Here is an 18,324-nt window from a genome sequence, read left to right on the forward strand (position 1 = left end):
GTACACAATGACGAAGCCGCCAACATTTGGGAGCTACTTTTGCTTCGCGGCATGGCGCTCGAAGGTAGCCAAGATACGTTCCGCCAGCCTCGAATAGTCACCGTCGAAATGGTGACCGCCCGCCGTCCGAATGACCTCGGCGCCCCGGGAGACCAATTGCGGGCAAAATGAGTCGGTCTCTTCCTCACCGTAAAAGCATTGAATGGCCGCAGCCGGCATGCGCCCGACGGCTGGTTCGACGGGAGTGGCTTTCGCGCTCGGCGGGGCTCCCAGCCACCCGGCGACGGTAATCTTCCAATCGGCCGCGCCCGCGAAGCCCAATAGCGAAACAATCGCGACACGCTGCCTGAGATCGGCGGGCAACCCGTCATAGGCGAACGGCAGGACGTCCGCCCCAAACGAATAACCGATCAACGCCACCTTGTCGGCATGCCACTTCGCGCCATAGGCTGAAATGACACTCGCCAGGTCGGCTGCCGTTTGCTCCGGCGATTTCTCGTTCCAGAAATAGCGAACGCTGTCCCAGCCGACCACGGAAACCCCTCGCGCCTGCAGATCCTCAGCTATGGTCTTGTCGAGGTCGCGCCAGCCTCCGTCGCCCGACAGCACGATCGCCATCAGCCCCGAGGGTTTCGAAGCCGGCAATTCTATAAGTGGCAGGGCGGCCACGCCCTGGGCCGTTCCCTGGTCCAGATGCGGTCCGACCAGCCCAGCCAACATGTCATCGCGACTACCGGAGTTGACTGACTGGAGGGTCAATGGCGTAGCTGCGGCGCGAAGCCGGTCGAAGTGTTCTCTCGCGCTCGCGGGCTCGGACGCCGTCAGCCCGACGTCCCAGAAGCCGTGCAGCGGTGAAATCGGCCCATAGGTGTAGCCGCCGGCGCCGAGCGTCGACGGTGCGCCCGCGCAAACCGGGCGCTTGCCGCTCAAGCCGATGCTGGGGTCCAGCGATACGGCGCCCGCCAGCGTGTTGACCGGCGCTTGCGCCAGAATGGCCCCGGCAAGGGTGCCGCCTTCTCCGGCGCCGGCGAGGATCGGAAAGTGATATTCAAGGCCGCCATGCGTGCGCTGCAACTGGCGGCTGAGTGCCTCCACGTCGCCGACGAGATTGTCACATGGGCGATCGCCATCGGCGATTCTGTCGAGATAGAGCTTTGTATCGACGCCGACCGCGAGTGCCCCGTTCTTGCCCAGAGCGTCCAACGTAGTCTGATCGGCAGCACTCCAGCCGCCGATATCGGAAAACACCAGGACGTATCCGCGCATCGGTCCCTCGGGCAAGGCGACATGGACGTCGCCGAAGCGGCCACCGTCAAGCGCCAAGACGGGTGTGGCAGAAAGCATTGCCGCTGCGGCAAGCAGGCAGGCGAAGAGCCTATTCACGGTTCGAAAGCTCCTTTGGTCTCTTGAACCCCCTGCCGATCAAAGTGGTGGCATCGGCAAGGGCCATGAAAGGACTGAGCGTGCCCGACGCCGCCACATAGCGTGGCTCCCATATCGGATTGAACTTGTCCTTGAAAAGTCTCAGGCCGCGAAAGTTGTAGAACGGGCTGCCATAGTGCCGGATGATGGCCCCCAGCCTGTTCCAGCGGGAAGAGAGGGGTGGAGACTCGATGCCGCTGAGCGGCGCCATGCCAAGACTGAGGCAACGGCAATTCAGTTCCTTGAGCTGAAGCATCAGATTCGTGAACAGGAATTCCATCGCGTATGGTGACGTGCCGCGTGCGTGCCGCATCAACCCTGTCGATGCTTCCCGAACCGAACTGGTCGTCATCACGGTGACGAAAGAGGTGGGCACGCCATGTTGACGGACGAGCGCGACCCATTGGGACTCGAGATAGCGTGGTTCGAACGCGGCAACCGAGAAGCCTTTTTCGCCGTTCCGCCGTGTTTCGAGCCAATCCGACGAGATCGTTTCCAGCGCGGCGAGGATGAAAGCCACACGATCCGGCGGCACCAATTCGAAGGTTAGTCCATCGCGCTCGCCACGTTTGAGCGCATAACGAAGATGGGCTTTCGCACCGCCCTGGAGACTGAAGTCGGTGAGCGGCACACATGCTTCCTCGCCGAGCTTCATGACGGTCAGGCCGGCATCCAGGTAATATGGCAGGCTCTCGGGGCGTATCTGGTAAAAAGCCGCCCGCCCGCCATGGCCGTCAGCGAGCCCGATGAAACGCCGGATCAGTTCCGTCCATTCCTCGCACGGGCCGACGGGGTCAAAAAGCGCAAGCCAACTGCGCCCGCGCTTGCCGTACATGATGAAAGCCTTGCCGGAGGTGGAAAAGAGCAAGCTCTTGTCTCCCATCATCGCAAGCAGGCTTTCGCTGCGGCCCTGCAGGTCGATGATGCGCGATGCATGCGCGAGCGCGGCGGCATCGGGCGGCGAGGCAAGGCCCTTGGGCGGGCGAAGCAACTCCCACAGGCCAAATGCTATCGCGATGACTGCTGCTCCGAGCAAGGCGCGCAATGCCCGCGGAGCCTGCGCGTCGAATTCGAACTGCCACCAAAGGTCGTGAGCCGTGTAGTCGACGTCGCGGAAGGCCAGAAAAAAGATCAGTTGGGCAGCGACCAGGATGACTGCCACCGCGACGAACCAGCCAATCGTGAATGGTTGTTCGAGCATCGAGGCCGGACGATCGAACTGCCGCCGCGTCGTGAGAAGAAGAGCAATCAGGAAAGAAAGGAAACCTGCCTCGCCATAGGCCAGCCCCTTGGCGAGTGACAGACCCAGGCTCGCGATTGCCAGCGCCAGTGCAATCCACCAGGCGCCGTCCCGCCGCTCGAAGAGACCGCGAGCGACAAACAGGAAGACAAGGCCCAACAGACTGCCGAGGAAGTGCGATGTCTCGACAATCCACAGCGGCAGCCGCATGGACAGGATTGCCAGCCGGTGCCCGAAAGTAGGTGTTGCGCCGGAAATGAGCAGCATCACTCCGGCCGCGAAAGATATGACGCCCATGAAGCGCGGTGCCAGACCGGCGGCGGCTCGGACAAGGCGATCGTCGCGGGATCGTTCGTGGCCGATGGCAAGGCGGGTCTCGAAGATTGCCAGCAGTGCCGCGGAAAGCGCCAGCGGCACGGCGAAATAGATGCCGCGATAGGTCAACAGGGCCGCCGCAATCGAATCGGGAGAAGCCTGTCCTTTGAGAGCCCAAAGCACGACCGCCTCGAAGACCCCAATCCCGCCAGGCAGATTGCTCACCGCGCCCAAGGCGGTGGCGGCCGAGAACACCGCGGCAAAGGTCAAGAAATCGATCGGTGCGCCGGGCAGAAGGATCCACAGCGCCGCCGCGGCACCGGTCAGGCGCGTCGCGGCCAGCAGCAGTTGCGCCGCCGTGAGCATCCTGCTCGGGCCGGCAATTGAAAACGCGCCTATTCGCAAGGTGCCGCGCGGACCGAAGAACACGATGGCCACCGCCGCCGAGAGAGCCATCGCCGATATCAGTCTCAGCAACTCCGGCCGCCATCCCAAGAGATGCGCGACCGGTACCGGCTCCATCAGCCCGGCGAATCCGCCGAACCCGGCAAGTCCCAGTCCGAAACCTCCGGCAATGAATAGCAACAGCCGGGCAATGTCGCGCGACCTGATGCCGACAGCGCCATAGATACGATATCGAACCGCCGCGCCGGTGAGGGTGCCGAAGCCCACGGCATTGCCCAGCGCGGTGCCGCAGAACCCCGCCAGAAACGGTGCCAAAAGAGGAGTGCGACCGCCAACATAACGAACCGCACAGACGTCTCTTGCGACGAGTGCGGCAAAGCTCAGGATCGTCGCGCAGATCGACCAGCCGATGGCGGCGGCGGGCATGTGACGCATCGCCCTGACAAGAGCTTCGTAATCGAGGTCTTGGACGACATCGCTGAAACCGGCGATGGTCAGTCCGATGGCCACGAAGACAGTGAGCGACGCCGCGATGCGGCGAAGCGGTCCGCCAAAGTGGCGCGCCCGCGCGACTTCGCAGCCGATCGTCGGGTCCGCCGACTTCAAGATACTGTTCACGGATATCCCGGTATTGCGCGGTTCGAAGGCAAGTGCCGCGCTCGCGCCGTCATGCCCTTATCTCCTGACGCTGGAACGATACGTATGCGATCGTGAACAGCAGAAGAAGCACCGCGATCATGCCGGCAAGCTGCGGCCAGATGAGCGCCATGCTCAGCGAAAACGGCAATGGCGCGCCCATCACGGCGCCGCTCATCTGGTCGGCGAACAGCAGGCCGAGCGAGCGTGTCGCCGGGTTGAGCAGCGCAAGCGTGGCTTCGCCGTAAAGCGTGTTGGGCGAGACGCGGGCGATCGCCTGCTCGAGACCGATCTGGTGCACCGCCGTCATCGGATCGAGGGGATCGATCGGCACGACCACACCTGCGATCAGGGGCGCCAGCATCGGCCAGAATACGGTGAACAGCAGCCAAACGGTGAGTGCGCACAACGCCGATGTCGCCGGCGATCTGACAAGGGTGGAGAAAGCCATCGCCATTGCCAGCCAGACGCCGGCATAGACAAAGGACGCGAAAAGGAAGGCAAGTCCGCGCGCGACTTCCTCGCCGCTCGGGGGTAGGCCGAGCAACAGCATGCCGAGGCCGGTGACCAGCAGCCACAATGCCAGCAGGCAGATGGCGATGACCAGGAGCCCTCCCAGAAACTTGCCGGCAAGCAGCGCGTCGCGGTAGATCGGCTGCGACAGGATGCGCGACAGGGTGCGGCGGCTGTATTCGCCGTTGATGGCATCGAAGCCGAGCGCGATCGCCACCAGGGGAATGAGAAAGCCGAGGAAGGAGACAAACGAAGGCAGCGGCGGCTGCGCCGTGGTGAACAGGCGCAGGAACAGGAACGGGTCCTCGCCCAGCGTCGCCTTGATCTGGCCGATGGCCGCATAGACCGAGCCGATCGCCGTCAGGGCGACGAGGAGCATGACCAGGTGGATGCGGACGCTGGTCATATGATCGGCCGCTTCCTTGAGCGCGACCGTCGACAGGCCGACAAAGGGCGACCCTTCACGCCGCTGCGTCATGGCTCTCTCCCTCGAAAAAGCGGACATAGACCTCGTCGAGACCGGACTGGCGAATGCTCATGGCATGAAGCGCGCCTCCCGCCGCCACGACCAGCCGGGCAATGTTGGCCCTGATGTCGGCGTCGGTGTGGACGCGCCATCGCCCCGGCCTCAGAGGTGTCACCCCCAACACATGCGGCGTGCCCGCCAGTACGAGGCGCAGATCGGCTTTCTCGGCTTCCACCTCGACCACATGCGTGCCGCCGAGCACCTCCGAGGTCAGGTCGTCGACCCGGCCGATGAGCCCGATGCGGCCCTTTCGGAAAAGTGCGACACGGTCGCAGATCGTCTGCATCATGCCAAGCAGATGCGAAGAGAGCACGATTGTGACGCCGTCGGCGGCAAGCTCGCGGATATGGTCCAGCAGTTCCTGCGTCGATTGCGGATCGAGACCCGAGGTCGGCTCGTCGAGGATGGCGATCTCGGCCTGCTTGACGAGCACTTCGGCCAGGCCGAGCCGCTGGCGCATGCCGCGCGAGAAGGTCGCGACGCGGCGATCGGCGACATCGGCCAGCCTTACACGCTCCAGAGCCGCGGCGATGCGCCGGTTCGCCTCCTCGGCGACAAGGCCCGCGAGTCTCGCCGAGTAGACCAGGTTTTCGCGCGCCGTAAGCTGGTCGTAGAAGCCTATCTGATCCGGCAGATAGCCGACCCTGCGCTTGACCGCCAGCGGCTGGCGCAGCGGGTCGAGGCCCAGAACTCGAATTGTGCCGGAAGTCGGTTCGGTAAGACCGAGCAAGAGCAGGATCGTGGTGGTCTTGCCCGAACCGTTGGGGCCGAGCAAACCGAAGACCTCGCCCTTGCCGACGCCAAGATCGATGCCGTCGACGGCGGCAATGCGGCCGTAGCGCTTGACCAGGCTGGTCGCTTCGATGACCGTGTTCATCGCCGGCCATACCGGGTTACGGCAAAAGCCAGCATCAGCGCCGAGGCGCCGATGACGCCGAGGCCGGTGACTCCCCACAGCGTCGAGGTGCGCACCGTGACGCGGAAATTGGCGTCGTCGGAAGTCCCTTCGCCATTGGCACGGACCGAAACCATGTAGTCACCGGCAATCGCCTGCGCGGACGGCGTCATCGAGACGCCGACATCGGACGTAGCGCCAGGCGCGATCTCGTCGACCTTTTCGGGGCTGAAGGCCACTTTCCATCCAGAAGGCGGGCTTGCCGTCAATTTCAGGTCGCGGGCGGGCGCCGAGCCATTGTTGGAGAGCGTGAAGGTGAAGGTCCGTTCCTGACCCGCCGTGGCGTTGCCGGAAAGCCGACCTTGGGGACCGGAAAGTGAGATCGTTGGCCTGCCGGTAACGTCGAGGACCAGCTTCGTATCGGCACTGACATTGCCGCCGCTGGCGGCGATGTCGACGGGGTAGTGGCCCGCCTGGGCATTGTCCGGCGGCTGGACACCGACCGAGAGCGTCTTCGACTCACCGGCCTTCAGCGGCAGGCTGGTCAATTCCTGCGATCCGTAGCCCTGCTTGAAGGTCACCTGAAAGCCGGATGGTGCCCGCGACAGGAGATTGACCGTCGTGTCCTCCTGTCCCTCGTTCTTAATGTCGACCTGGAAGTCGAATGCCGACTTGGCCGTGCCGCGCAACGCCGGCAGCTTCGGCTCCAGTGTCAGCTTCGCCGGCTCGGTCTTGGCAAGGGTCAGTTGCATGGGCAGTTTGAGGGCCTCGCCACCGGACTTGCCCGAGACGGCGAAGTCGATCGCCTTGACGCCACCGGCCGCCGGTGGCGTCAGTTTCAGTGTCAGGCCGACCGTATTGTCGGCGCCGGCGATCGCCGCGGAGACTGGTTTGCCGCCGCCGTCGATTTCCCATTTCCAGCCGGTCGGCAAGCCATCGACGCCAAACTCGACACGCTGGGGCGGCAGGCCATGGTTGGCCAGGCTCAGGGGAACGCTCACCTCCTTGCCGACCTGGGCGGAAAATTCCGGATAGGGCGTCGTCAGCCACAGGCCGGTCGGCATCTGGCCGGCAAGCGCCGCGCCCGAGGCCGCGGCCTGCTGGGCGCGCGCCGGGACGACGTTCAACAGCAGACCGAGGCCTATCAGAGCTGTAGCCAGTTGTGTCGTCGGGTTGGGAAAAGACATACGAATAGATGCAGGATTCACATCCGCCTCCCGCGCGATGTTGGCAAATAGTCGTTTTCTTGCAAAGCCTTAGGCAGCTTGATGCAACGAGGAAAACTAGCGATCCGTTTATGGCGCCAATGGGGCGAATCGACTCATCGGCGGGATCCTCACGAAATTGTAACCGAACGTGTTGTTGCGTGATCGAAGCAGGCCACGAGATGGGCACGGCGATCGGCGTGCCGAGATCATGACACCGTGGCAATGCGATGATTGAAGAGGCGACGGCGGCCGGAGGCGCTTCTGCGACCGTCGGTCCATGGATCCCTTGCCTCGAACGTGGCGCCCGCTAGCTTTTTGGCATGGATAGCCGAACGGTGCTGATTTCCGGCGGAGGAATTGCAGGGCCGGCCCTCGCCTTTTGGCTCGATGCAGCTGGGTTCCAGCCAACGCTGATTGAGCGAGCGCCAAGGCTACGCACCGGAGGATATGTCATTGACTTCTGGGGCCTCGGATACCGCATCGCCGAACGAATGGGACTTGGTGCCGACATCGACCGTGTAGGTTACCACGTGCGCGAGGTTCGCATCGTGAATGATCGCGGAAAGCGGCTTGCCGGTTTTGGCACGGGCGTCTTCAGCGATCTGACGGATGGGAGATATGTGACGCTCGGGCGCAGCGATCTCTCGCGATTGCTGTTCGAAAAGATCAAGAACACGACCGAGGTCATTTTCGACGATGAGATCGTCAGGCTTCAGGAGCAGTCAGACGGGGTGAAGGTTCGGTTACATGGTGGAGCCGAGCGTCAGTTCGATCTGGTGATCGGCGCCGATGGGTTACATTCGGCCGTTCGCCGGCTGGCCTTCGGCCCCCAGGCCAGGTTCGAGAAGAAACTCGGCTACGCTGTCGCGGCCTTCGAGGCGGGTGGCTATCGTCCGCGCGATGATGACGTATACTTGATGTACGCGCGGCCTGGGCAAATGGTCGGCCGTTTCACGCTTCGTGACAACCGCACGCTTTTTCTGTTCGTCTTTGCCGTCGACAGCGATGCCATGCCAGTCGCGCTGGCCATGCAGAAGAAAATGCTGCGGGAGCGTTATGGCGATGGAAACTGGGAATGCCCTCGCATCCTGGAGGAGTTGGATCGTACGGACGAACTCTATTTCGACAGCGTCAGCCAGATCAGGATGAACAGTTGGTCTCGAGGCCGCATTGCCCTGACCGGCGATGCCGCATTTTGCGTGTCCCTTTTGGCTGGACAAGGATCGGCCCTGGCCTTGATTTCCGCCTATGTGCTGGCAGGCGAGTTGCTCAGGGCCGACGGGCGGTGCGAGGAAGCTTTTCCCCGATACGAAGAATTCCTGCGGGATTACATCAACGCGAAGCAGCAAGGTGCCGAGCGATTTGCTGGAGCCCTTGCACCAAGAACGCGACTGGGCCTGTTATTCCGCAACCTGGTGATAAGGACATTCGCAATCCCCGGACTGGCACGTGTGGCGTTCGGAAGGGAAATTACCGACACCTTGCAGTTGCCTGACTATCACTGGCCATCCCCGTGAATTGACCACCGCAAAGCCCTGCCTTTGGGATACAACGCCTCAACGGTTGCGGGCGCCAGGCTTTCGAAAAATGTCTATCGGGCTGGAATAGTTTCGCCCCTGGCTCAGTAATTGGGGCAATGAGGGTGAGCTTTCGGCGTGGCGGCAACTGGCAGGCCAAGGTCGGACAAAGGGAGCGACAGCGCGGGTAACGATGTTTTTCGACAGCTCAGCGCTTTGCGTTCGGGAGGAGCGCGCTCCCATCAGGCCCAGCGGTTATTTCCCTGACCGCTGGGCCGATCCACATGTCCAAAGCACACTTGAACGACTTCGAATTCTATCCATGAAGCGAATTCTATCCATGAAGATTGTGAGGCGCAGGGCCTCTGAATTTGGGGCACGAATCACTCTTGCCGTAGGCAGCGATCGGCTGGGGACGGCGTCAAGGGTGGCTCGGAACAAGGCGAAATGAGAGCGAAGTTCGACGTTACACCTTACCTGGAGGATCTTTGGCGCTATGGGCGCGTGCTCACGCGGGATGATGCTGACGCCGATGACCTGGTTCAGGAGGCGCTCGCTCGCGCACTTTCACTGGCCGGCACCTATGATGCTTCTCGTCCGCTGCTGCCTTGGCTGATCAGAATTGTTCGCAATACGTTTCTGACCGGCGCGGCCCGTGCGAACGCCGACAAGCGGCGCCTTGAGTCTTACGCCGAAACGTCTGACACGGCGTTGCTCCCATCACAGGAGCATAGCGCTGAACTGTCCAACGTAAGGAAGGCACTGGTCGGATTGCCAACCGAGCAAGCGGAAGTTCTCCATCTGGTCGGCGTGCTGGGCTTCACCTATTCCGAGGCCGCCGAATTGCTGGGGGTGCCAACAGGAACCGTCATGTCGCGCCTGAGCCGCGCACGAGCCGCCTTGAAGCGCAACATGGAAAAAATGAGCGGCTTCGCACCGGCTCAGTTTAAGGTAGTGGGAGGCCGTGATGTGGCCAAGTGATCGCGTTTCCGAGGAAGAAATCAACCGCCTCCTCGATGGCGAACTGTCGCCGTCGCAGAGATCCGACCTGCAGGCACGTCTTGCCCTGGAACCGGAACTGGCGGCGGAAGTGTTTGCTCATGCGCAGCGCATGGGGTCACTGCGCGACGTCCAGCCCCAGCGGTTGTTTCCGCCTTCTGCGAGCCTGCAAGGAGCAAAGCGGTTGGAGGGAGCGTTTCGCCGGAGGAAATTCTTTGCCGCGCTGAGATTTCAAATCGCCGCCGTCGTACTGATTGCGCTCGGGTGGTCAGCCAACTCGTTGACCATGTCGCTTCGCCAAGGCGGTCAAACGGCGGATGCGAGTTTCATTCTGGCAGCGCGTGATGCCTTGCGCGTTGCGCAATTGAACGCCGGTCCCGGGAAGGGCAGTGAGCCGAAGCAGGACAAGATCGAACGACTGGTGGGCGCCGCGAATATAAGTATGCCGACCCTTCCCTCAGTATGGGTGGTGACGGATGTTCAGGTGCAACCCTGGAACGGGAAGCAGAGTCTGGTTTTGACGGCGGATACGCCGAGCGTTGGTAGGATCACCTTGGTGGCGGCTCCGATGAATGGCGAAGATGCTGTCCCTCCGACCCCAGCCACTGACGGCCGCGTGCCGACTGTTTACTGGCAATCGGGAGGCACAGCCTACGCCTTGATGGGGTCCGCCGCGCCGGATCGGCTCGAGAAAGAAGCAAAGCAAATGGAAGTCGCCACAAGGAGGAACGTTGCGCCCAAGACAAGGGGCTGATTGGGGCCGACATGACGATGGCAAGAAAATGAGAACCGAGTTTGGATCCGACCGGTTCAGCTCGTTTCCTCGCCGAACCATGTTTCCCTAGTTGCGTACACGGTGATGAACACCCGCACAGGTTCCACGCCCTGGTAGCACACAAGGAAGGTTGACCGATGAATGCCTTTTCGTTTGACAAAAGCCCAAGGTACTACCCATCAACCTGCCCGATCTGTACGGGCACGGCACTCGAAGCCGATATCACGCCGCGAAGGGTAGAATTCCAATGTGCCTCCTGCGGCGCATATGAGATCACTGCCGCTGCTCGTTCCGCAATGAAGGGCCTATCGCGGGAGCATCGAGAATTGTGGCTCTCGCAGACCCGGCAACAGGCTGCGAGTGCGCGGCAAGTTCCGCTCGTGGCCTGCGCGAATGAGACGTTGCGCCTTCAGACGGACCGCTTCTCGTGAAGCACGCGATGCAGTTCGAGGAAGTGCGTCCGCGCGGGCACTTCCTTACGGCCCGGCGTCCGGCGGGGTTGGCGCCGGGCCGCTCTCCCGGTGACCAGCGCGGCACTGCCTGTTGAGTAAATGGCGAACCGGCATCCATGGTTTTGAGTTGAGGCGAGCGTTGATGCGAAAATTGGAAAAGCACGAAGAGATAGGGCTAATCGGCTACCCCTATGACGGAGAATACCTGGCCGTGGTTGACAGCAGAAGAGAATATGACTGGATACTGGGAGGTGATCTGTGTGAACTCGATGGTGCATCCTTGGCCGATCAAGCGGCTAATCTTCCTAGATACTATCCTGATGGAAGCCGTTTGGTATTAGCCACCATAAAGGGCGACATGCTTGTCGCACTTCGGGATTATTAGACGGCATCCGCGCTAAAAGAACCGGCTATGTGATCACCATGTCAATCGACGAGAGCCCCGAAACCACGAGCCCGGCACAAGATCCACGCATTGCCGATCTTCGCGCGGCGGCAATGTTGCGCGACGCCGGCTTCATGTCTTTTGATGCGACAACCGAAAGCGCGTTGGCGACCATTTCGGCCGAGATGAACCTGGGGCGCCTGGATCTCATTCGGATTGCGCTGACTGAATGGCTGGAGATGCGCGACAAATGCGCAATCCCTGATTCCCCTGGAAGCCTGCCCTAGACTAGTCGGTCTGGATCCAGATCGACTTCGTCTCGAGATACTCATGCAGATGCTCGACGCCGCCCTCGCGGCCATAGCCGGACATCTTCATGCCGCCGAATGGCACGGCCGGGTCGATGGCATGGTACATGTTGACCCAGACCGAGCCGGCCTTGATGCGGCGCGCCAGCTTGTGCGCGGTGCCGAGATTGGTGGTGAAGATACCGGCCGCCAGCCCATAGGGCGTCGCATTGGCGCGCGTGACGGCCTCGTCCAGCGTGTCGAACGGCATCGCCGAAATGACCGGCCCGAAAATCTCTTCGCGTGCGATGGTCATGGTGTCCGACACCGCGCCGAAGACGGTCGGCGCGATGAAGTTGCCGCCATCATAGAGCGCGCCCGTCAGCCGCGAGCCGCCCGCGACCAGTTCGGCGCCTTCGTCGCTGCCGGCCTTGATGTAGCCTTCCACCTTGCCGGCCTGCCTGGCATTGATGAGCGGCCCGATTTCGGTCTCCGCCTCGATGCCGTGGCCGATGCGCAACCTGCCGGCGAAGTCGGCGACCCGGCGCACGAATTCGTCATGGATTTCGCGCGCCACGAACAGGCGCGAGCCGGCAATGCAGATCTGGCCCGAATGCACGAACACCGCCATGGCGGCGATCGGCACGGCCTTGTCGATATCGGCGTCGCGGCAGACAATGATTGGTGACTTGCCGCCGAGCTCCAGCGAGATGCGCTTGAGGTTGGCGACACCAGCCCGTGCGATCGCTTGACCGGTAAGCGTCGAGCCGGTGAAGACGACCTTGTTGACGTCGGGGTGTTCGGCGAGCCGCGCGCCCGCTTCTGCGCCGGTTCCGGTGACGATGTTGACGACACCGTCGGGCACGCCGGCTTCCTGCATCAGCCGCGCGATCAGCAGCGGCGTCAGCGATGCATCCTCCGAGGGTTTCAGCACGATGGTGCAGCCGGTGGCGAGCGCCGGCGCGATTTTCCAGATCGAGGCCGCGGTCGGCGCATTCCAGGGAATGATCGCGCCCACGACGCCGACCGGTTCGCGCCTTGTGAAGGTGAGGATCTCGCCGGGAATGGAATTGTCGATGGCCTCGCCATGCAGCACGGTCGCCATGCCGCCGTAGAAGCGCAGCATGCCGATGACGCGGCGCCGGTTGGCCAGGGTGCGCGTGATCGGCAGCCCCATGTCGAGCGTGTCGGAGACGCTGAGCTCTTCCCAATGTGTCTCGAACAGGTCGGCGATCCTGAGCAGCACGCATTGCCGCTCATAGGGCGAGAATTTCGACCAGGAGCCTTCGAACGCCGCGCGCGCCGCGGCCACCGCCGCGTCGACATCGGCGGCCGAGCCGCGCGGCACCGTTGCCAGCACTTCGCCCGTCGCCGGGTTCAGCGCCTGCATCTCCTGGCCGGACTGCGCCGCGACCCACTTGCCACCAATGAACATCGGCCGGAATTCGCCATGATAAAGCATGGTGGCCTTCGCCCTCGGGTCGAAGTTCAGCGTCATCGTCTCCTCCTTACGAATTCCGTGGCGACTATTACTCCCGGCGCGAGCGACCTCAAACAAGGAAAGCTGAAAGAGCGTTCAGATAATCGGACTTGTGCAGCGCGCGTGTCTTCCCCGATGGTTCCAGCAACGGAGGAACGGATATGAGACTTGCTGGCAAGGTTGCCATCGTCACAGGTGGCGGGTCGGGATTTGGCGAAGGCATCGTCAGGAAGTTCGTCGCCGAGGGCGCGCTGGTCCTGCTGATGGACCGTGACGAGGCGGCTGCTTCCCGGGTTGCCAGCGAGGTCGGTGCAAACGTTCGGCCGATCACCGGCGACGTCTCCAAAATCTGGAGAGTTTTGAAGCGGCCGCTGACCTGGCCCGCTCAACCTTTGGCGCACTCGACATACCGGTCAACAATGCAGGGCCGCCCTGTTCGGTGCCGTGGTGGGCGAGCCGGGTGTGGCAAAGGTTCTCGACATTTTATTGGACGAAGTGGCGACTGACCTCAGACTTTGCGGACTGCCCTGTTTTGAGCAAGTGGGGCCAGGACTAATAGCATAGGGATACCTGCTCAGCAGTGCGTCAAGGGAACGTCGGCGGAGCAAAACTGCCGTTTCCAGGCACTTGGCCGGTACAGCCACCATCGATGGGATAGGTGGCGGGCCGTATCTAGCCGGCCCGCCGTTTGCACACACCGGAATGCCGCTAATCAGTCCGCAGTGGCGAGTTGGAGTTCGCCGGTCAGCACACGCTCGTTCGGATCGATCGGACCGAGCTTCCGGACGACCCGGAAGCGACCGCGCTCCGCCTGCGCGATGTACATGTTCATGCGAACATGGTGCTGACCGGGAACCATTTCGGCCGGTCCACCTGGTCCCTCGCTGATCCGGGCATGATCGAGCGCCCGGATCACGGCGCCCTGCTCGAGCGTAGCGGCTTCGTTCACTGCTGCTTCCCACATCTTGATCGCCCGGTAATGACCGGTGCAGCCGCTGCCTGCGGTCAACATGGCGCTGCCGGGGAAACGCGCGGTGTAGCGACCCAAAAGCGCGCGGCCATACGGATCGTCGAGTTCCTGGTAGTAATCGAGGCAGCTGTAGAGTCCCTCGATCTGTTCGGACGGGACGAGGTTGAGGAAGTTCTCATCAAAATAGGTGCAGACGATCCTGCCGCCGCGCTTGCCGAATCCGGCCTTGTCCAGTTCATCGAGGAACGGCGTCAGCCCCGGCGGAACGATGGTGTTGAACACGACATCGGCGCCGCTGGCCATGATCTGCTGCACCGTCCGTCGGAAATCTACGGTATCGAGCGGGAAATACTCCTCGCCGACGATCTCGCCGCCATTGGCGCGCACGACCCGGCTTGCAGCTTTGTTCAGAATATGTGGCCAGATGTAGTCGGCCGACGGCAGATAGAAGCTTTTCGCCCCTGTGGTCTCCATCAGCCACGGTATCAGCGGCTCGACCTGCTGCGCGGGTACCGGACCCGTGCAGAATATCAGGCCGTCGTTCTCCTGTCCCTCATACTGCTCGGTGTAGATGTAGAGCGTCTTGCCGCGTGTGACGGCCTCGCTCTTGATGGCCAGTCGGGTCGAGCTGTAGATGCCGCCGACGATAAGATCGACCTTGTCGACATCCACGAGTTTGGCGGCGCTTGCCTTGGCGGCGCTGTCGGTGGTCTCGCCGTCCTCGATGATCAACTTGACCGGCCGACCGAGGAGGCCGCCGCCTGCGTTGATATCGTCGACAAGCATGGTCGTGAGATTGGCATTGGCAATGCCCATGAAGGACAAGGGGCCGGTGAGTTCGGCGATAAGGCCGATCTTGATGGGATTCTGGTTCATCTGATCTCTCCAACTCTTGGGGTTCGTTGGGCGCGCCGCCGCCGATGGCAGGCGGCGCACAGCATCGATTCAGGCCTCGTAGTGGCCGAGCAGAAGTGCGGCCTGCGGCTTCCCGACATGGCCGGCTTCCTGCATGATCCCGGGCACCTCGGGGTCGGAGACGAAATTCTTCCAGCCCTCGGCGTCCCAGTCGAAGATCGCCCAGATGCGGTCGGCCTCGCTGGGGTCGCGGAACACAGTGGCGCCGCTCGACCCGTGCAGCCGCCGCTTGTCGGCGCCCTTGGTCGAGAAGATGTGGATGAAGCGGTCGAGGTCCGCCACTTTGGTCGTTGCGAGAAGCATCTGAATTCCTCCTGTCGGTCGCGGCCACCATTGGTCCGTCGACAGGATCACGATGCGCGTCTCGCGGCCGGCGCACATGGGGTGAATTCCCTATGGCTGCGTTTCGCCTGGCCTGACCAGGCCGTGCTCGACCGCGTAGAGCGCCGCGGCCGCACGGGTGGCCACGCCGATCTTGGAATAGACGCTCTGGACATGATGGTCCGCGGTCTTCGGCGAGATGTCGAGCCTGCGGGCCGTTTCCTTCGCGGTCAGGCCGGCGGCGATCAGGCGCAGCACCTCGATCTCGCGCGGCGTCATGCCGGCCAGCGACCGCGGGGGCGGCCGTCGCGACGGCTGTCCGGCGAAGGACAACACAGCCTCGGCGGCGTCGGGACAGATACAGCCATCGCGAACGGCGCCACGCAACTGCGCCGCCGCAGCCTCGCTGGACAGCGCCTTGCGGTGGGGACGCTCCTCCCGCGAAGTTTGGAACGCCTCGGCCGCGGCCAGGATCCTCGCCGCCGGGGACAGGTCGGACCCGCCGACTTTGCGGTGATAGCCCGAGCCGTCCAGGCGTTCGTGATGGCGCAGCACCACGTTGGCCATGGTATCGCCGTCGCGGCCGAACGAGGCCAGCGCGCGCTCGCCGTAATAAGCGTGCAATTGCGCAGCGTCGCGCTCGCGGACCGACAGCGGACCGTTGCGCATCCAGGTTGCCACCGGCACCACCAGTTCGCCGATGTCATGGATGCAGCCAGACCAGCGCAGAGCGCGGACATCGGGCTCGGGCAGCCCGAGCCGTCGTGCTCCGCCCTCGGCCAGTTCCGCCACCATCCGCGAATGGCCCTGCGTGAACGGCATGCGCATGTCGATCATGTCGGCGATGGCAAGGAAAGCCTCGTCGCAAGCCGCCTCGTCCAGCGTCACCGGCGGATCGGGCTCCAGTGCCAAAATCGTCTCGCGATCAACCGTCGCCCCGATGCCCTCCGTCAGCGCGAGCGCGTTGGCGGAGACGAGGCGGGCCAGCTCCGCTTCGTAGGGGCCATCGCCACGACTGGCGATGGTTTCGGCCATCGCGTCGATGCCGACGGCGTCGCTGAGCGCAATGACGTCCTGTGCCAATGTAATCAGGCGCACGGCGGGCAAGACATCTTCGCCGCCCAGCCCACGCGGCAGGCCCTTGCCATCCCAGCGTTCGTATATCTGTCCAAGGTTGCGCCGTATCTCGTCGGACAGGCCGAGCCGCTCGCCGATCCGCTGCGCGACCTCGCAATGCGCAGTGAGCACCGGGCGGGCCACCGCGAGCGCTTGCGACATCGCGGCCTCGATCGCCTTGGCCTGCGCGTCGGGGTCAAGATCATAATAGAGCCGCTTGAAGGCCTGAACGAAGACCCGGCCCAGCTCGGCGCGGTTGCCCATGTCCAGACCGACAAGGTCCTGGCGTAGCGCGATTTCGTCGCCGAAAGTGGCCGACAGAAGGTCGGTGTCGGCATTACAGCCGACGTAACGCAGCATCGACTGGTGGTAGGCATTGCGCCGGACTTCCTCCGAAAGGCCGGCAAGCTCGGCGATCCGCATCGCAAGCACGCAGGATTTCAGCGCGAAATCGCGCGAATGGCCGGTGGCGAGATCCGACGCGTAGGCGAGGACCATCATGAAGTCCGCCCGGCGGATCGAAATCTTTGTCATCGCCGACCTCCCCTTGACCACGTTAGCCCCGCGCGCCGCCAATACCTAGGAAAAAGCGGTGACAAGGCCGAGATTGCCCGGGTGATACCGTGTCAGCCATCGGCCGCTCTTATTGGCTGGTCGACACGCTACCTGATCGCAGCAGGCACCCGCATCGGGCCGTTCGAGGCCGGCGAGCATTTCTGACCGGTTGATGCTCAAAATTGCTCCCGATCAAAAAGAGGCAGGTATTCTGTTGGTATCTATCTCGACGGGGGCAGCCATCATTGGCCGATGATCGGCTGGAGGGAGAGATCTGCCTTCCTACTTCTTTCGACGAATTGACTATGTGCTGATCGAACCGCAGACCGGTCGGATCAGGAGGAAAGAGATCCGGTGGGAGGATAGCTTGGAAGAGAATCCACACGGCCGTCATGCTGACCGCATCCAGGCGGCGATCGCCTCGGACGCTGCAGCTAAGTCCGCGCTGGTTGCCTCATGGCGACGGTCTTCCAATTTGCATCGGCTCGATCCAGCTGACTGCAGTCCTCCACATTATCTGACTGAAGCCGAATTGGCGCAGGCCCGGCAAAGCATCGAACCGCTCGTCAGGGCAGCCCAATCGAGCCTCGACCGTCTCTATATTGCGGTTGGCGGCGTCGGATGCTGTGTCCTGCTCGCCGATCGTGACGGCGTCCCGGTCGAACGGCGCGGCGCGCCCGTCGACGACGAGACGTTTCACTCCTGGGGTTTGTGGACCGGCTCCGTCTGGAATGAGGAAAGCCAGGGCACCAACGGGATCGGCACCTGTCTGGTCGAGCGGCGCGCACTGACAATCCACCGTGACCAGCATTTCCATACGCGAAACACACTGCTCAGCTGCACCACCGCTCCGATCCATGATCACGAGGGCAATCTTGTCGCCGCGCTGGACGTGTCGTCCTGCCGGGCAGATCTGACCGAAGCATTCTCCAATCTCATTTCGATGGCCGTGGTCGACGCGGTGCGTCGGATCGAAAGTGAAAACTTCAAGATGGCATTCCCAAAGGCGCGAATTCTGCTGGCGCCGGTGGCCGACAAAGGCTCCGGCGCGCTGATCGCCGTTGATGCGGACGATCTGGTGGTCGGCGCGACCCGTTCGGCCCGCCTGGCGCTTGGAATTACGCAGCAGTGTCTCGACAAACCGATGCCCGCCGGCGACCTCCTCGGCTGGGCTGAGAGCAGCTCCAAAGATATCGCCGAGGCAGAGCGCGGGGCACTGCAGCGTGCGCTAGCTCGCGCTGACGGAAATGTCTCGGCCGCGGCTCAGGCGCTTGGGATCAGCCGCGCGACGCTTCACCGCAAACTCAATCGCCTGGATGTCCACCGGTCACACTGAACGCCCGAACTCTCATGACTGTCGCAATTCTGCGACACATCGTACCCGACCGCCGT

General features: G+C 62.8%; 17 protein-coding genes. 8 read left to right on the top strand and 9 right to left on the bottom strand.

What is annotated here, in order from left to right; all coding sequences use genetic code 11:
* Positions 1-33: 33 nt before the first annotated feature.
* The 5 genes from FJW08_RS16390 to FJW08_RS16410 all read right to left on the bottom strand — a co-directional run bounded on the left by FJW08_RS16390 (position 34) and on the right by FJW08_RS16410 (position 7,079).
* Positions 34-1,248 (bottom strand): virulence factor family protein, encoded by a 1,215-nt coding sequence (locus FJW08_RS16390; RefSeq protein ID WP_210241196.1) that lies wholly within the window; start codon positions 1,246-1,248, stop codon positions 34-36.
* A gap of 127 nt (positions 1,249-1,375) precedes the next feature.
* Complete coding sequence (gene mprF, locus FJW08_RS16395; RefSeq protein WP_246682378.1) at positions 1,376-4,000, bottom strand: bifunctional lysylphosphatidylglycerol flippase/synthetase MprF; 2,625 nt, start codon at positions 3,998-4,000, stop codon at positions 1,376-1,378.
* Positions 4,001-4,049: 49 nt separating this feature from the next.
* Positions 4,050-5,009 carry an ABC transporter permease subunit gene (locus FJW08_RS16400; RefSeq protein WP_140811467.1) on the bottom strand — a complete coding sequence of 320 codons (960 nt, stop codon included), beginning with the start codon at positions 5,007-5,009 and terminating at the stop codon, positions 4,050-4,052.
* Positions 4,993-5,934, bottom strand: a complete 942-nt coding sequence (locus FJW08_RS16405) for an ABC transporter ATP-binding protein (protein WP_140811469.1) — start codon at positions 5,932-5,934, stop codon at positions 4,993-4,995. The genes FJW08_RS16400 and FJW08_RS16405 overlap by 17 nt, the downstream gene beginning before the upstream one ends.
* Positions 5,931-7,079 (bottom strand): NEW3 domain-containing protein, encoded by a 1,149-nt coding sequence (locus FJW08_RS16410; protein ID WP_246682380.1) that lies wholly within the window; start codon positions 7,077-7,079, stop codon positions 5,931-5,933. The genes FJW08_RS16405 and FJW08_RS16410 overlap by 4 nt, the downstream gene beginning before the upstream one ends.
* 416 nt (positions 7,080-7,495) lie before the next feature.
* On the opposite strand from FJW08_RS16410, the gene FJW08_RS16415 reads away from it, so the two are divergent.
* The 5 genes from FJW08_RS16415 to FJW08_RS16435 all read left to right on the top strand — a co-directional run bounded on the left by FJW08_RS16415 (position 7,496) and on the right by FJW08_RS16435 (position 11,575).
* Complete coding sequence (locus tag FJW08_RS16415; protein WP_246682381.1) at positions 7,496-8,677, top strand: FAD-binding domain; 1,182 nt, start codon at positions 7,496-7,498, stop codon at positions 8,675-8,677.
* 447 nt (positions 8,678-9,124) lie between these two features.
* The gene (locus tag FJW08_RS16420; RefSeq protein ID WP_140760864.1) at positions 9,125-9,658 is read left to right on the top strand and encodes a sigma-70 family RNA polymerase sigma factor; all 534 of its coding nucleotides are present in this window, start codon (positions 9,125-9,127) and stop codon (positions 9,656-9,658) included.
* On the top strand, positions 9,645-10,430 hold the full coding sequence (locus FJW08_RS16425; RefSeq protein ID WP_140811472.1) for a hypothetical protein: 786 nt from the start codon (positions 9,645-9,647) through the stop codon (positions 10,428-10,430). Before FJW08_RS16420 ends, FJW08_RS16425 begins: the two co-directional genes overlap by 14 nt.
* Positions 10,431-11,045: 615 nt before the next feature.
* Positions 11,046-11,288 (top strand): hypothetical protein, encoded by a 243-nt coding sequence (locus FJW08_RS16430; protein WP_140811473.1) that lies wholly within the window; start codon positions 11,046-11,048, stop codon positions 11,286-11,288.
* A 38-nt stretch (positions 11,289-11,326) separates the two neighbouring features.
* A complete protein-coding gene (locus FJW08_RS16435) occupies positions 11,327-11,575 on the top strand; it encodes a hypothetical protein (RefSeq protein ID WP_140760869.1) in 249 nt (82 codons plus the stop codon).
* A gap of 1 nt (position 11,576) precedes the next feature.
* Here the strand turns inward: FJW08_RS16435 and FJW08_RS16440 are convergent, their stop codons facing one another.
* Entirely contained in the window at positions 11,577-13,073 is a 1,497-nt protein-coding gene (locus tag FJW08_RS16440) for an aldehyde dehydrogenase family protein (protein ID WP_140811474.1), read from the bottom strand.
* A 143-nt stretch (positions 13,074-13,216) separates the two neighbouring features.
* Here FJW08_RS16440 and FJW08_RS16445 point away from each other — a divergent pair, with 143 nt between their 5' ends.
* Positions 13,217-13,561, top strand: a complete 345-nt coding sequence (locus tag FJW08_RS16445) for an SDR family NAD(P)-dependent oxidoreductase (RefSeq protein ID WP_246682384.1) — start codon at positions 13,217-13,219, stop codon at positions 13,559-13,561.
* The gene (locus tag FJW08_RS16450; protein WP_246682386.1) at positions 13,518-13,619 is read left to right on the top strand and encodes a hypothetical protein; all 102 of its coding nucleotides are present in this window, start codon (positions 13,518-13,520) and stop codon (positions 13,617-13,619) included. The genes FJW08_RS16445 and FJW08_RS16450 overlap by 44 nt, the downstream gene beginning before the upstream one ends.
* Positions 13,620-13,767: 148 nt before the next feature.
* Here the strand turns inward: FJW08_RS16450 and FJW08_RS16455 are convergent, their stop codons facing one another.
* The 3 genes from FJW08_RS16455 to FJW08_RS16465 form a co-directional block, all read right to left on the bottom strand.
* Positions 13,768-14,901, bottom strand: a complete 1,134-nt coding sequence (locus FJW08_RS16455; RefSeq protein ID WP_140811475.1) for a substrate-binding protein — start codon at positions 14,899-14,901, stop codon at positions 13,768-13,770.
* A 69-nt stretch (positions 14,902-14,970) separates the two neighbouring features.
* Entirely contained in the window at positions 14,971-15,243 is a 273-nt protein-coding gene (locus FJW08_RS16460) for a hypothetical protein (RefSeq protein ID WP_140760875.1), read from the bottom strand.
* 90 nt (positions 15,244-15,333) lie between these two features.
* Positions 15,334-16,911: an HD domain-containing phosphohydrolase gene (locus tag FJW08_RS16465; RefSeq protein WP_140811476.1), complete on the bottom strand. Its 1,578-nt coding sequence runs from the start codon at positions 16,909-16,911 to the stop codon at positions 15,334-15,336.
* A 388-nt stretch (positions 16,912-17,299) separates the two neighbouring features.
* Between FJW08_RS16465 and FJW08_RS16475 the strand changes: the two genes are divergently transcribed.
* Positions 17,300-18,268, top strand: coding sequence for a helix-turn-helix domain-containing protein (locus FJW08_RS16475; protein WP_140811478.1), 969 nt, complete (start codon positions 17,300-17,302; stop codon positions 18,266-18,268).
* The last annotated feature ends 56 nt before the right edge of the window (positions 18,269-18,324 follow it).

This window comes from Mesorhizobium sp. B3-2-1 (assembly GCF_006439515.1).
Taxonomy (GTDB): domain Bacteria; phylum Pseudomonadota; class Alphaproteobacteria; order Rhizobiales; family Rhizobiaceae; genus Mesorhizobium.

Excerpts from the sequence above, each read along its gene's own strand:
- FJW08_RS16400 (WP_140811467.1), bottom strand. The coding sequence starts at position 5,009 with ATGACGCAGCGGCGTGAAGGGTCGCCCTTTGTCGGCCTGTCGACGGTC.
- FJW08_RS16405 (WP_140811469.1), bottom strand. The coding sequence starts at position 5,934 with ATGAACACGGTCATCGAAGCGACCAGCCTGGTCAAGCGCTACGGCCGC.
- FJW08_RS16425 (WP_140811472.1), top strand. The coding sequence starts at position 9,645 with ATGTGGCCAAGTGATCGCGTTTCCGAGGAAGAAATCAACCGCCTCCTC.
- FJW08_RS16435 (WP_140760869.1), top strand. The coding sequence starts at position 11,327 with ATGTCAATCGACGAGAGCCCCGAAACCACGAGCCCGGCACAAGATCCA.
- FJW08_RS16465 (WP_140811476.1), bottom strand. The coding sequence starts at position 16,911 with ATGACAAAGATTTCGATCCGCCGGGCGGACTTCATGATGGTCCTCGCC.
- FJW08_RS16440 (WP_140811474.1), bottom strand. The coding sequence starts at position 13,073 with ATGACGCTGAACTTCGACCCGAGGGCGAAGGCCACCATGCTTTATCAT.
- FJW08_RS16460 (WP_140760875.1), bottom strand. The coding sequence starts at position 15,243 with ATGCTTCTCGCAACGACCAAAGTGGCGGACCTCGACCGCTTCATCCAC.
- FJW08_RS16455 (WP_140811475.1), bottom strand. The coding sequence starts at position 14,901 with ATGAACCAGAATCCCATCAAGATCGGCCTTATCGCCGAACTCACCGGC.
- FJW08_RS16430 (WP_140811473.1), top strand. The coding sequence starts at position 11,046 with ATGCGAAAATTGGAAAAGCACGAAGAGATAGGGCTAATCGGCTACCCC.
- FJW08_RS16420 (WP_140760864.1), top strand. The coding sequence starts at position 9,125 with ATGAGAGCGAAGTTCGACGTTACACCTTACCTGGAGGATCTTTGGCGC.
- FJW08_RS16445 (WP_246682384.1), top strand. The coding sequence starts at position 13,217 with ATGAGACTTGCTGGCAAGGTTGCCATCGTCACAGGTGGCGGGTCGGGA.